This is a genomic window from Bacteroides caecigallinarum, from assembly GCF_021531075.1.
GTDB classification, from domain to species: Bacteria; Bacteroidota; Bacteroidia; order Bacteroidales; family Bacteroidaceae; genus Phocaeicola; species Phocaeicola caecigallinarum_B.
This window is the reverse complement of sequence record NZ_JADYTJ010000001.1, coordinates 119,956-134,244: the sequence shown is the minus strand read 5'-3', so window position 1 is coordinate 134,244 and position 14,289 is coordinate 119,956. Positions and strand designations below refer to the sequence as shown.

Annotated in this window: 9 protein-coding genes and 1 pseudogene; 6 read left to right on the top strand and 4 right to left on the bottom strand. The window is 40.4% G+C overall.

Features of this window, described 5'->3' with window-relative positions; translation table 11 throughout:
• Positions 1-3: 3 nt before the first annotated feature.
• From I6E11_RS00540 to I6E11_RS00525, 4 genes are all read left to right on the top strand, one after another.
• On the top strand, positions 4-1,845 hold the full coding sequence (locus tag I6E11_RS00540; protein ID WP_235335906.1) for a lamin tail domain-containing protein: 1,842 nt from the start codon (positions 4-6) through the stop codon (positions 1,843-1,845).
• Complete coding sequence (locus tag I6E11_RS00535) at positions 1,845-3,008, top strand: esterase-like activity of phytase family protein (protein WP_235335905.1); 1,164 nt, start codon at positions 1,845-1,847, stop codon at positions 3,006-3,008. The genes I6E11_RS00540 and I6E11_RS00535 overlap by 1 nt, the downstream gene beginning before the upstream one ends.
• Before the next feature lie 205 nt (positions 3,009-3,213).
• A complete protein-coding gene (locus tag I6E11_RS00530; RefSeq protein ID WP_235335904.1) occupies positions 3,214-4,281 on the top strand; it encodes an AMP-binding protein in 1,068 nt (355 codons plus the stop codon).
• A gap of 270 nt (positions 4,282-4,551) precedes the next feature.
• A complete protein-coding gene (locus tag I6E11_RS00525) occupies positions 4,552-6,690 on the top strand; it encodes a cation:proton antiporter (protein ID WP_235335903.1) in 2,139 nt (712 codons plus the stop codon).
• Positions 6,691-6,780: 90 nt separating this feature from the next.
• Here the strand turns inward: I6E11_RS00525 and I6E11_RS00520 are convergent.
• Positions 6,781-9,131: pseudogene (locus tag I6E11_RS00520) on the bottom strand (family 20 glycosylhydrolase).
• Positions 9,132-9,240: 109 nt separating this feature from the next.
• On the bottom strand, positions 9,241-9,783 hold the full coding sequence (locus tag I6E11_RS00515) for a methylated-DNA--[protein]-cysteine S-methyltransferase (RefSeq protein WP_235335902.1): 543 nt from the start codon (positions 9,781-9,783) through the stop codon (positions 9,241-9,243).
• A 109-nt stretch (positions 9,784-9,892) separates the two neighbouring features.
• Here I6E11_RS00515 and I6E11_RS00510 point away from each other — a divergent pair, with 109 nt between their 5' ends.
• The gene (locus tag I6E11_RS00510; RefSeq protein WP_235335901.1) at positions 9,893-11,695 is read left to right on the top strand and encodes a MutS-related protein; all 1,803 of its coding nucleotides are present in this window, start codon (positions 9,893-9,895) and stop codon (positions 11,693-11,695) included.
• Between the two features lie 72 nt (positions 11,696-11,767).
• Positions 11,768-11,956, top strand: coding sequence for a DUF6722 family protein (locus I6E11_RS00505; RefSeq protein WP_235335900.1), 189 nt, complete (start codon positions 11,768-11,770; stop codon positions 11,954-11,956).
• Positions 11,957-12,086: 130 nt separating this feature from the next.
• Here the strand turns inward: I6E11_RS00505 and I6E11_RS00500 are convergent, their stop codons facing one another.
• Both I6E11_RS00500 and I6E11_RS00495 read right to left on the bottom strand, forming a co-directional pair.
• Positions 12,087-12,392, bottom strand: a complete 306-nt coding sequence (locus tag I6E11_RS00500) for a GNAT family N-acetyltransferase (protein ID WP_235335899.1) — start codon at positions 12,390-12,392, stop codon at positions 12,087-12,089.
• A gap of 278 nt (positions 12,393-12,670) precedes the next feature.
• The gene (locus I6E11_RS00495; RefSeq protein WP_235335898.1) at positions 12,671-14,239 is read right to left on the bottom strand and encodes a peptide chain release factor 3; all 1,569 of its coding nucleotides are present in this window, start codon (positions 14,237-14,239) and stop codon (positions 12,671-12,673) included.
• Between the last annotated feature and the right edge of the window lie 50 nt (positions 14,240-14,289).

Genomic DNA, 14,289 nt, shown 5'->3' with positions numbered 1-14,289 from the left:
TTTATGAAAAAAAACTTATTCAAATGTGCAGTCGTACTTTTCGGTACTGCATTGATTGTAACAAGCTGTAAAGACGATTCAGAAGAAGATCTGAATTTGGGAAATTCTGACATTACAGGATTATTTATTAATGAAGTATGTTCTAGCGGAACAGACTGGGTAGAATTATACAATTCATCTGACAAAGACATTAAATTAGATGGATATAAACTCCAGGATAACAAAGGGGCAGATGAAGAATATACATTTCCTGAAAATGCAGTCATAGCATCTAAATCTTTCCTTGTATTAGAAAAAGAAACAGATTTTGCTTTTGGTATTTCAGGTGACGGGGATGAAATAAAACTCTTGGATAGTACGTATAAAACAATTGATCAGATTGTTATTCCAGTCCTTGAAGACGGACAGACTTTTGCCCGCACCGCTGATGGTGGAAAAGATTGGGCTGTTGCCGAAGCAGGAACAAAAGGAAAATCCAACACATCAGAGCCAGACGATAATACAGACAATTCTACAGATGAAAGTGATGTAAACCTTCTTATTAATGAAGTCATGAGCGCACCATTGGATGGAGAATTTGACTTTATCGAAATATTCAATCCGGGTACGGAGGATGTTGATATCAGTGGCTTTATTTTACAGGATGATAAAGGAGCAACAGAACAGTATATTATTCCTGAAGGAACTGTTATAGCAGCAAACAGTTTAATCTGCTTCAGTCAGGCCCAGGAAGGTAACCCTAACGGTAGTTTTGGTTTCGGTTTGAGTTCTAAAGGTGACAAGGTCACTTTCCTGGATAGCGAAGGTAAAAAAATTGACGAAGTTGAGACACCTGCTATGGAAAAAGGAACATCTTATGCAAGAGTATCCAATGGTGCCGCATCATGGCATATCTGTGATACTCCAACGAAAGGTGAAGACAATAACGGAGAGTCAAATTCAGATTTAAAAGGTGTTCTAATGATTAATGAGGTATATACTTTCAGTGATCAGTCAGATATCAATGATTTGGACTATATTGAAATATATAACAATTCATCAGAAGATATAGATATGTCAGGTTTGAAACTATGGGAAGGTGGCGGACAAGAAGAGGCGTGGACCGTCCCCTCCAGAAAAATTATTCCTGCTAAAGATTTTATAGTTATTGAATGCGATAAGGAAGGACTTCACGGAGATGCAGTAAACTATCCATCATGGGGGTTAAGCAAGAATGACGAAATTATAGTCCTTGCTGATGCCAACATGAATATAATTGACCAAATTTCTACTCCAAATATGTCTGAAAATGAGACCTATGGAAGAAAAACTGACGGTAGTACAGAATGGGTGATTTTTGCTGAACTTACCAAAGGAAGATCCAACAACGGTGCGCAGGAGAAACAGGAAGTAATCAATACTACAGGGGTTTTCATCAATGAGGTTTTCACAAACAATCAGGATACACAAACTTCTTCTTGGGATGACACTAAAGACTTCATTGAATTCTTTAATTCTACAGATAAAGACGTAGATTTGGGTGGATACAGTATTCTTGATGATAAGATGGATGAAGAAGACCGTTATACATTTCCTAATGGAACTATAATCAAAGCAAAATCATTTCTGACTCTAAATGTTGACAAGAAAGCAACTGATGGTCCTACCTTCGGCCTGGGAAAAGGTGGAGACAAAGTTCTATTCTACAATAAAGACAAGAAATTGATTGATGAAATGGTAACAGGGGATTTTGAAGATAATGAAATATACAGTACTGGAAGAAAAACTGACGGTAGCTCCGAAATTGTTGTATTTACAGAAGTTTCTAAAAACGCCAGTAATAATGGCAAAAGTATCAAGCAATAATGTATAGATGTAAAAAAATAAATATTAATGCGGTTCTGTATGGAACCGCATTAATTCTGTTACATGCATCCTGTTCTTCAGATAAAAATTCAGACTCTACAGTTTCAACAACTTATCATTATCCAATTCCTTCAAAGACAGTCAGTTTCAGTGACTCAAAGATTTCATTTCAGATTGGTGGCTACGGTTCTGATCTGGTGTATTTGAAGAAAGATAGTACATTCTGGCTATTGACAGACAGAGGTCCCAATGTAGATAATCAATCCGGTGACGGAAAAATATTCCCGCAACCTGAGTTTTGCCCTCGTATCGGCATTTTTGCAAAAGAAAAAGAACAGTTTGTATTAAAACGCGAAATTCTTTTAAAAGATACCAATAATATTCCATTCACCGGCTTACCTATAAAGAACAATCCTGGCTCTACGGGTGAGATAGCCTATGATATTGAAGGAAAAAAAATCCACTCATATACCAAACATGGCATAGACCCTGAAGGTTTGGCTGTTTTGCCAGACAGCTCATTTTGGGTGAGTGAAGAATATGGCCCTTTTCTGATGCATTTTGACAAAACTGGCAGGTGCATAGAATCATTATCTCCTTTTGATGGTACAATGCCTATACATTATCAGAAAAGAAGGCCTAATAGGGGACTTGAAGGTTTATGTTCAAATCCTGATGGTACATTCCTGTATGGCATTATGCAGTCACCTCTTACCGACTCGAAAGAACATACTGTACCATTGTTTAAATATGATACATCTAACAAGATATGGTCCGAATATACATACCCTCTTGACCCAGAGAGTGATGGTGCAAATGCTTTATGCTGGATCAGCGATAGCGTCTTGCTTGTTCTGGAAAGAGATGGGAAATTTCCGGATAAAAACTTTCATGCGAACAAGAAGGTTTATAAGGTCTGCCTAACACAATCTTTTCAGATACTTGAGAAAACTCTTATATTGGATATTGTAAAAGCTGCACCGGACTATGTTCATGACAAAATAGAAGGTCTTGCAATGATTGGTGATTCCATTTTATGCATAGCAAATGATGATGACTTTGGCATAACATCCCCTGAAAAACCCAATAACACTGTTATTGAAAAAAATACTCCTTCTGGATGCAAGGATTTTAACGAATTATGGTTTTTTAATATTAGATGAACCTATTGTATTTTTCTGCTGTTGAATGTCACATAAAGAATTCTCATACCCACGTGGCTTTTGACAGCAGATTTTTCATTACCCATATTCCTTCTAAGTAATTTGAATAATTGTATTATCATACTAACTTGCATATATTCTAAATTTTTGCGAATATTGCATATAATTATGCATACGATATTTGTTCCAGAAAATTTACTCAATAATGCATCAGAACATCACCATAAACGGAAAGACTTATACAGCTGAAGAAGCATCATTACTTAAAGAGCGGTTCGCATCAAAATACGGTGAAGATAGTTTCATGGCTTCACTTAGTGGATTCCTTGCCGAATGGTACAACGAGAGTCCGTTATTGAAAGTCCACACATCCGGCTCTACAGGTACTCCTAAAGAACTGTGGGTAGAGAAGGAAAGGATGATGAACAGTGCACACCTTACAGTATCATTCTTGAGACTAAAGACCGGCAACAGCGCATTATTGTGTATGCCCCTGCCCTACATAGCGGGGAAAATGGTAGTAGTACGCAGCATAATAGCAGGCCTCAACCTTATGGTAGTTGCCCCATGCGGACGACCGCTACAGTACATAACAGAAATACCGGACTTTGCAGCCATGATACCGATGCAGGTATTCAATTCATTGCAGCATCCGGAAGATAGAGAAAAACTGATGCAAATCCGTCACCTCATAATCGGAGGAGGAGCAATAGACAAGAACATGGCTGAAGAACTGAAGTCTTTCCCCAACGCAGTATGGAGCACATACGGAATGACTGAAACACTATCGCACATCGCACTGCGACGCCTTAATGGCAGCGATGCATCAGAATGGTACACACCTTTCGATAACGTATCTCTTAGCCTATCGGATGAAGGAACACTTATAATCTCTGCTCCATCAGTAAATCCTGACACTTTAATAACCAACGATATAGTAGAATTCAACGGCAAAGGACAGTTCCGAATACTCGGACGCAAGGATAATACCATCAACACCGGAGGAGTGAAAGTACAGATAGAGCAGGTGGAAGAAAAACTTAGTCACTATCTGCCGGAAGGTTCGTATATGATAACCTCCGTTGCGGATGCCAAGTTTGGTGAAAAGATAGTAATGCTTGTTTCACGCGAAATGGATACAAACGATGCGATAAACAATCTTCCACCATATTGGCGCCCGAAACATATCATCCTTATCCCGGAACTTCCGCTTACAGGAACAGGAAAACCGGACAGGGCAAAGGCGAAAGCTATTGCTGCGGGAATGATTTGAAATACCTAGTTTTGAAAGATGTGAAAGTGAAATTTGTATATTTTTTCGTTTATAATATAACTTTTGTCTTATAGACAAGACAATAATAAGCATTTTTTGTCTTATGAATAAGACAAAAACCAAAATCTTTCCATATAAAGTAACAGGATTTTAACCCATAATGCTGACTGCAGAAATTTTACTACTTTTTTCCATACTAAAATACATTCTATATTCATTATTTATTACCTTTGTTAAAATCATTTTTTGTTATAATTAATAATCATTATTATGGAAGAATTTGCATTTCTGCAACCTTTGCTGCTCACTATCACAGGACTTGTAATAGGAGCGTTACTTAAATCTATATTAAAACACAGCAGGTTTCCATACACCGTTGGACTGTTCGGTATCGGACTACTAGTGGGAATACTGAACCGTTCGGGAATATTTCATTCAATGCCACAAATCACGGAAGCGGTAGATAGTGTAGCAAATATCAATCCTGACCTTATTCTATACCTGTTTCTACCCATATTGATTTTCGATGCAGCATATGAACTGAATATGCATATCTTCAAAAAGACACTGGCAAATGCCACTCTGCTTGCCGCACCGGGACTGGTCATCTGCATGATTCTCACCGGAGTGCTGATGGTAGGTATAGGACTGACAATACCGGGATACGAAAACTGGACATGGGCATTCGCACTGATGTTCGGAGCATTGATCAGTGCAACAGACCCTGTGGCCGTAGTCGCTCTGCTTCACGAGCTTAAAACCAGCAAACGTTTTTCTACGCTGGTAGATGCAGAATCACTGCTTAACGATGGTACTGGTATCGTATGCTTCATGCTTTTCTTCGGAGTATATGCCGCAACAGGCGGTTCAGACAGTTCTCCTATTATGGAATTCATAAAGGTGATAAGCATCAGTACCATACTGGGATATTTCCTTGCACGACTTGTAATATGGTTCATCACCCGCATCAACTCAGAAGAGATGATACAGAACAGTGTGATTATTCTTTCGGCTTATGTCACCTTTATCGTATCCCAATTCTATTTGGGTGTATCGGGAGTAATTGCCCTTGTGGCATTCGGCCTTACAGTGACATACGTGGGCAAGCCTCGTCTGAAACCGCAGGTAAACAAATTCATGGAACATTTCTGGGAACTCGCCACTTATATAGCAAACACTCTTATATTCATCATAGTGGGTATAGTGATATCCGAGAAAGTAACCTTCTCATGGAGCGCGTTCGGAGTGCTCATACTGATATATATATTCCTAAATCTCTTCCGTTACGCCATGATTTCGATGCTCTATCCGGTGATGAAACGTATGGGCTACGGACTGACAAAGCGCGAATCTGTGATACTGACATGGGGAGGATTGCGCGGCGCGCTTGCCATGACACTTGCGCTTATGGTGTCATATACCGAAGCTATTCCTGAAGATATCAGAAACCAGATATTGTTTTTCACTGCAGGTATCGTGACTCTTACACTATGTATAAATGCCACCACAATGCGCTGGCTGCTCAACAGGATGGGACTGATCAGTGTTCCTTCTGCCAGGGTAAAACTGGAATACAACATCCACAAGCATATCAGGGAAAACTCTGAGAAATATCTGGAAAGACTTAAAGCAAGAGATCACCTGACAGGAGCAAACTGGAGAAAGGTGGAACACTACATGGCATCAGCTCCGGTGGCACCAATAGTAGAGACAAAGGAGAAGGATGTTATCTCCGAAATCCGCCTGAAAGTCCTCGACCGCGAGAAAGCCACCTGCAAAGCCATATACGAAGAAGGTATCATATCGGAAACAGCTTTCCGCAGATTGATGAACTCGCTGGACGAGCTGTACGACCATGACGGCAAGTACACACTCGATTTCAGAAACTCAATCTTCAAGTTCTGCGAACGCAGCAGCACAATCAACGCATTGAGAAAAACTCCGGTGATACATGACTGGATGAGTTTCTATTTCCGCGAGCGCATCACCGTGGTATACGATTTGGGACGAGGTTTCATCATCCTTCAGAAAGAGGACCTGAAGCTGATAGACGAGCTGAAAGCGTCAAATCTTCTGGATGACGAGCAGAAAGCTGTCCTGCCGACACTGAAATCGGAAATAGAGAATAACATATCACGTATGGATGTGGTAATAAATACCCTTGCCGATGAGTTCCCGAAAGCTTACGGACATGCCCTTACACTGAAATCTATCCGCATGCTGCTCAGCAACGAAAAACGTACTGTTAAACAGATGATAAACAACGGTATAATAAGCGAGAAAGATGCTGAGCCGCTGATAGAAAACATAGAGGAACGTGCGGACGAAGTAAACTCGTTCAGCCACACCATTCCAGCATCAATACTTCGCTGGATATTTTTCGTAAGGAAGAAGAAAGAGTGGAAATAATATATAGAACAAATAGATGAAAAAGGCTGTTTCTTACGTGTTGATATATAATCATGAAAGAAACAGCCTTTATTATTTTATTGATGGGAATTAATGGAATAATCTCTCTGGCATTATCTTCTTGAATGATGTTTCATCAGACTTTCTGATATTGATGCTTCCATCGTTCCAGTGTGTAGGGAAACCTCCGTAAGAGTTGCTTAGGAACACTACCTTAAACTCATGAAGCACGGTAGAAAGGGCTACAGACTTATCTGTAGGACAGAAATGTTTCACCAGACCTCCATTGTCAATAAGTTTCTTACCGTCAATCCAAACCTCTTCAAGATCGGATGAGAAGAAATAGACTCCGTCAGACGGTATATCAACATATCCCTTAGCAATTGCGGCATACTGCTTGAAACCTCTCATTGTTTCTTCAGAAAATCTTCTGTACGTAATAATTTCGCGTGTATCCTTAATGACTTTTTTATCAGTTACTTTCATGCCAGATTTTTCAAGTTCTTCCATATTCAGATATGTTCCGTCGATAACTTCCATATTAAGTCCCGGTGTCTTTTTCTCTACTGCAGCCGCAGGAGAAAGTGTCTGTTTTTCTACTGTTATGGTACGAACTCTGTTCATCTTGCCCGAAGGAAGAACAGAAGCTATCTTGACTGTGGCAGTGTCTGTGAAAGCAAGCGGAGCTTCATAAACAGTCGAATTGACTGTAGGTTCAGTGCCATCAAGAGTATAAACCATTTTTACAGGCCTGTTAGTTGTAAATTCCAATGAAGCATTGTCTGTGAAAGTAACAAAATCACTTGAACCGTTTGGCTGTTCCGGCATAGGAATATAGTAGTTGATGTCATGCCCATCAAGACGTACGCAAGCATTGTCTATGCGTCTGATAAAGTCATTGTAGTCTTTCAGTTCTGTAGCTGTCCAACCTGTTTCTGCTATAGCTAAAGCACGTGGGAAAGTACGGTATTCTCTAATATCATTAGTATATAGATATTCACTCCATACATTACCCTGCAAACCTTTAATGAAGTTTTCCTTGCCCATTGCTACGAGAGTATCAGGTATCGGGTTATAGCTGTATGTCTTTTTCAGAGGAGAAAAACCACCGATACCAACTGGACCAACCTTACTATCTCCCTGATAATGGTCGAGATACAATCCATTTGAACCCGGAGTCATAATTACATCATGGTTTGTCAAAGCTGCTGCTATACCGCCTTGTTCACCTCGCCATGACATAACGGTTGCCGTAGGCGACAGACCTCCTTCAAGGATTTCATCCCATCCGATAATCTTCTTTCCATACTTGGCAGCAACCTTTTCCATACGCTGTACAAAATAGCTTTGCAGACGTTCTTCTGCTGTATGGTTCTTGTCGGCAAAGAGTTTTTCGTTACGAATTCTCTTCTGGCATAAAGGGCATGTTTTCCAACTTGTTTTTGGACATTCATCGCCACCAATATGAAGATATTCGCCAGGGAACAAGGCTGCGACTTCAGCAATCACATCTTCAAGGAACTGGAAAGGCAACTCCTTGCCGGCACACATCACAATGTGCTCTACCCCCCATACTGTACGAGGAGTGACAGGCTGACCTTTGCACGACAATTCAGGATAAGCGGCAATTGCTGCAAGTTCATGTCCAGGCAATTCTATTTCCGGAACTACTGTGATAAATCTGTCCGAAGCATATTTCACCACTTCCTTTACTTCTTCCTGGGTATAGTAACCTCCGTATTCGGTTCCGTCGGCTTCTATTCTCTTCGACGCCACTTCGGCCAGTTTAGGATATTTCTTAATTTCAATTCTCCATCCCTGGTCTTCTGTGAGATGCCAATGCATACGGTTCATTTTGAACAGAGCCATAACATCAAGCTGTTTCTTTATATCGTCTACAGTCATAAATGACGGCAAGGATCTATCATCAGACCTCTATATTCAATTTTAGGTTCGTCGGTAATATCTACAGCCTGTGCCACCCAAGGAACATTCTTCACTACAGAGGGACTTTCAATTTCTGCCGGCAAAAGTTGCATGAACGACTGCATACCGTAGAATAGCCCCTGGGCAGTCTTAGCCTTTACCACTACCGACTCAGGAGTTACATTCAAAGTATATCCCTCATCATCCATTGTGGCTGAAGCATCCAGTTCCAGACGTATACATCCGTTTTCCCGAATCTGAATGTCAAAGCCTGTGGAACGATTGATTTTTGAGATGAAATATTCGGCAACTGTTTTCTCTTCCTGACCAGCAGCATGAACAGACATACCGTCCTTCAGTTTGAAACTACCATTGCCTACTTCAAGAGAAAGAGGCTTTGGTATAATATTTATACCTTCGTTGTAAGATTTGATTTCTGTGGCAGAATTTCCACATGACGCCATAACACCTGCAGTAAATACGGCACAGATTACTTTCAGATAGTTTTTTCTCATAAAGTATCCATTTTTAAGGTTGAAACAATTATTAAACTTCTCTGCTACAAAGTTATACTATTATTTTATACTTGCCATATACTACCGTCTTAACGCTTCTTAAATTTCTCTATCTTACATGTTTTTCCCATTCTAAAAGGATTTTCTTCTTTTCTATTCCCCAGTAATAACCTCCAATGCCACCATCCGAACGCAATACCCTATGACAAGGAATAAGTATAGCTACTGGATTTCTTCCTATGGCTGTTCCTACGGCACGCAATGCCTTTGGGTTATTTATAGCTTTTGCTATTTCACTGTAGTTAGAGGTCTTACCAAAAGGTATTTCTAGCAATGCACTCCATACCTCTATCTGAAAATTCGTACCATATAGATGCAAAACAATTTCATCGGAAGACCGTCTTTCATTTTTACTGAAAAATCGTAAAGCCCAATCGTGATATTCCGTATGACACATTCTTTGAAAAGATTTTGCAAACCTTTTGCAAAGCAATTGCAAAGCCTCATCATGGTTATCAGCCAGTTCTATACAGCATATTCCGCGTGACGTTGATGCCACAAGAATTTCCCCAACCGGTGTGCTGTAAAATCCATAATCTATATTCAGATTCCGGTATTCACTTTCCATCATTCTTTCTATTCTGAACTTCATTTCTTAACCTTGATTTATATTACATCACAAAATAAATGAAATCCGCCGCATAAAACAAACAGACTTTCAAAACTTTATTATCTTCGCAGACAAAATAAAAACAGGAATCATGGGACCACAGGAATGGTATAACAACAATCTATCTGAAACTAAACAGAACCTGAACAAGGTAAACAAAACCATATTATATATAAGTATTATAAGAATACTGCTCTTCGTGGGCTGTATATCTACAGTCATCGCCCTATGGAGCTATAGCGCACAGACTATCATAACCGGAGCCAGCTGCACATTTATCCCTTTCCTCATAATGATAAAGGTACACAGCCGTTTCTTCATGCGCAAACAATGGCTGGAAGTAAAAGCAGATATCCTTAGCAAGGAACTAAAGGGGTTGAACAACGACTTTTCGGAGTTCGACGAAGGCAAGGAATTTGCAGATGCAGAACATCTTTATTCATTCGACCTTGATATTTTCGGTCGCAAATCACTCTTCCAGGCTATCAACCGTACATGTACACACATAGGAAAAACGACTTTGGCGGGATGGATGGAAAACCATTTGCACAAAAAGGAAGACATAGAAGAAAGACAGGAATGCGTTAAGGATTTGGCAGAAAGAAATGACTTCAGACTGAAATTTGCCATCACCGGACTTATAAACAGAAGTGAAAACAGTGATGACAGCGACATCCGCAAATGGGCAGAAACAGGAAGTTCCCTTACCAAATCCGTTTGGGCAAAAGCATTGATATGGCTGGTTCCATCCATAAATATAATACTGCTGATATGCGGACTGGCAGACATAATATCCATATCATGGTTCGGACTTGCCTTTTCAGTTTTCGTAATTCTGAGTTTCAGTGTTATAAAGCGTGCCACTGCACTTCAGGAAGAGTATGGCAAAAAACTTAAAACACTAAGCACATACGCTCGCCTGATAACACTGGCACAAAGCGAGGAATGGAATGCCAAAGGAATAAAGGATATAATAAAGAGACTTGAGATAGACGGTAAATCGCCTGCCGAAGCTCTTAATGCACTGACAAAAGAGCTGGACAGGCTAGACTTGCGCAATAATCAGATTCTGTATGTAATACTTGAAGGAAGTATGTTCTTCCAATTACGTCAGATGATACGTATCGAGTCTTGGAAAGACCGGTATGGGAAATACCTGTCCGGATGGCTGGAGGCTGTAGGCGAACTGGATGCATTATGCTCTCTCGGAACATTTGCCTACAATCATCCCGGCTACCAGTATGCCGAAATCACAGATACTCCATTCTGCTATGAAGCTGAAGAACTGGGACATCCGCTAATGCCTGAAGAACAATGTATAAAAAATGATGCACTTATTCCATCAAGGCCATATTTTCTGATTATTACCGGAGCAAACATGGCCGGAAAGAGCACATACCTGAGAACAATAGGCGTGAACTATCTGCTGGCATGTATCGGAGCTCCGTCATGCTGCAAAAGAATGAAAATATATCCGGTGCAGCTGATAACAAGTCTGCGTACATCAGACTCGCTGAGCGATAACGAGTCGTATTTCTTTGCGGAGTTAAAACGTCTGAAAAGAATCATCGATATGCTCAACAGGGGAGACGAACTGTTTATCATCCTCGATGAGATTCTCAAAGGAACAAACTCTACTGACAAGCAGAAAGGTTCATTCAGCCTTATACGTCAGTTCATGACTCTAAAGGCAAACGGTATAATTGCCACTCACGATTTGCTGCTTGGTGAACTGGTAAAATATTTCCCGGACCAGATAAAGAACTACTGTTTCGAAGCTGATATAAAAAACAATGAGCTATACTTCAGTTACAAGATACGTGAAGGTATAGCCCAAAATATGAACGCATGTTTCCTAATGAAGAAGATGGGGATTGTGATAGAAGATAATTAACTATTCTACAAAGAATTTGCAAAGTTGACAGATGTTTTTTATTTTTGTCTTTATATTAAAATATAATACTATATGTGGAAAGAGAAGTTAGGAGCCTATCTTATAGATGTCTCAAAATATGTGTTGACAGGCATAGTGATAGCATCTTTATTTAAAGATCTAGGCGAAAGTAAACTATTAATATATATCTTAGGTTTATTAGTCGCTTGTTCCACACTTTTAGCCGGTTTAGTATTAAGTAATAAAAAGGAGGAAAAATAATGGAAGCAGTATTTGTTTTATCAGCAATAGGACTACCATGCGTAATATTCCTGATATGGTGTCTTACACCTCCAGGAAAGAAATGGTTAAAATCAAACCATATGATTTAAATATTATATTGCGCAACTGTTCAAATTGCGCAAGTACCCTTACCACCATAATCACAACTTACATCTCCCTGATATTCCGGATGACGCTGTAACCACACTACGGCATAAGCACATGTGGCAACCGGTTTCAGACATTTGCAGCGTGCATAATCGTATGCAGCCTTTACAAGAGCTGATGCTATCCCGCGTCCGCCTATTTCTTCAGGTACTATGGTGTGGCGGATATCCAAGCCACCGTCTTCTGTCAACTGATAAGCTACGTGAGCGGTATAACCGTCCACTTCTACCTTGAACTGTTTCTTTGTTTCGTCATGTACAATTTCCATAAGCTACAAATTTTAGTCAGATTAACTTCATGAGGCAACTCTCCACATAATGCTCGGGCAGAATTTCCTGCTCGAACCTGAGACCGGCCTCTTTCACAAAGTTATGAAATTCGTTCTCAAAGTCAAACTAAGTACCCACTTTTTCTATAATCAAAAAAATTATTCCCAGAATCCTGAAAAAAACATGGGCAAATTCGTGTTAAAACTTGCCCGCGTTTTAACTCGAATTTGCCCACGTTTTTTCGTGAATTTTTCTACATCCGATAACACGCTGATTATCAGAATTCAGAAGTAAAGTGGAACTTGATGTGTTTGAAATCCATCTGTGCCATCTGCAACACATAACCACTGTCGGCAAGGAATACATCTCTTCCTTCGCGGTCTTTTGCCATGTACTGGTATTTACGTTTCTTGAATGCTTCAAGTTCTTCCGGATCATCACTTTCAATCCAGCATGCCTTGTAAAGACTCACAGGCTCCCAACGACACTTGGCATTGTATTCATTCTCCAAACGGTACTGGATTACCTCAAACTGCAACTGACCTACAGTACCGATAATCTTACGACCGTTGAACTGGTTGACAAAAAGCTGTGCCACACCTTCGTCCATAAGCTGGTCAATGCCTTTGTTGAGCTGTTTTGTCTTCATCGGGTCGGCATTCTCGATATATTTGAACATCTCAGGCGAGAAACTTGGAAGACCTTTGAAGTGAAGATTTTCACCCTCTGTCAGAGTATCACCAATCTTGAATGTACCGTTATCCGGCAAACCAATGATATCGCCTGCCCAAGCTTCATCTACAGTAGTCTTGCGTTGTGCCATGAACTGTGTAGGCGAAGAGAAACGCATTGTCTTGTTATGACGTACATGCAGATAAGGGATGTTACGGGTGAACTTACCTGAACATACCTTACAGAATGCCACGCAAGAACGGTGGTTTGGGTCGATATTAGCTGTTATCTTGAAGATGAAGCCTGTAAACTTAGACTCATCAGGATTTACTGTACGTTCAACAGCTGTAACAGGACGAGGACTAGGAGCAATCTCTACGAAACAGTCGAGCAATTCCTGAACCCCGAAGTTATTGAGTGCAGAACCGAAGAATACCGGAGCAACATCACCCTTAAGATACTCTTCTACATTGAATTCAGGATATACCCCGTCAATCAGTTCGAGTTCACCACGCAGCTTGTCTGCCAGGTCACTACCGATATGATTGTCCAGTTCCTCTGTATTGATATCAACTTCTACCTTTTCTGTAACAACCTGTTTCGAAGGCTGGAAAAGGTTCAGTTTCTGTTCATATATATTATATACACCGCGGAAACGTGGTCCACTCTCGATAGGCCATGTAAGAGGACGTACCTGAATAACCAGTTCTTCTTCAAGCTCGTCAAGCAAATCGAACGGGTCTTTGGCCTCACGGTCCATTTTGTTGACAAAGATGATTACCGGAGTGTTGCGCATACGGCATACTTCCATCAGTTTCCTTGTCTGACTTTCCACACCCTTCGCACCATCCACAACGATAATAACACTATCCACAGCAGTAAGGGTACGGTAAGTATCTTCGGCAAAGTCCTGGTGACCCGGAGTATCAAGGATATTAACCTTATAGTCGTTATAGTCGAACTCCATCACGGATGTGGTAACGGAAATACCACGCTGCTTTTCGATGTCCATCCAGTCGGATGTAGCTGTTTTCTTGATTTTGTTTGATTTTACCGCACCGGCCACCTGAATCTGACCTCCGAAAAGCAACAGTTTCTCTGTCAACGATGTCTTTCCGGCATCAGGATGGGCGATAATGGCAAACGTACGTCTTCTTTCTATTTCCTGATTCATATATTATTTAGTTGTTAGTCGTTGGTTGTCAGTTGTTAGATCTAAAAACT

Coding starts and splice junctions, on each gene's coding strand:
- I6E11_RS00540 (WP_235335906.1), top strand. CDS start 4: ATGAAAAAAAACTTATTCAAATGTGCAGTCGTACTTTTCGGTACTGCA.
- I6E11_RS00535 (WP_235335905.1), top strand. CDS start 1,845: ATGTATAGATGTAAAAAAATAAATATTAATGCGGTTCTGTATGGAACC.
- I6E11_RS00530 (WP_235335904.1), top strand. CDS start 3,214: ATGCATCAGAACATCACCATAAACGGAAAGACTTATACAGCTGAAGAA.
- I6E11_RS00525 (WP_235335903.1), top strand. CDS start 4,552: ATGGAAGAATTTGCATTTCTGCAACCTTTGCTGCTCACTATCACAGGA.
- I6E11_RS00515 (WP_235335902.1), bottom strand. CDS start 9,783: ATGAAGTTCAGAATAGAAAGAATGATGGAAAGTGAATACCGGAATCTG.
- I6E11_RS00510 (WP_235335901.1), top strand. CDS start 9,893: ATGGGACCACAGGAATGGTATAACAACAATCTATCTGAAACTAAACAG.
- I6E11_RS00505 (WP_235335900.1), top strand. CDS start 11,768: ATGTGGAAAGAGAAGTTAGGAGCCTATCTTATAGATGTCTCAAAATAT.
- I6E11_RS00500 (WP_235335899.1), bottom strand. CDS start 12,392: ATGGAAATTGTACATGACGAAACAAAGAAACAGTTCAAGGTAGAAGTG.
- I6E11_RS00495 (WP_235335898.1), bottom strand. CDS start 14,239: ATGAATCAGGAAATAGAAAGAAGACGTACGTTTGCCATTATCGCCCAT.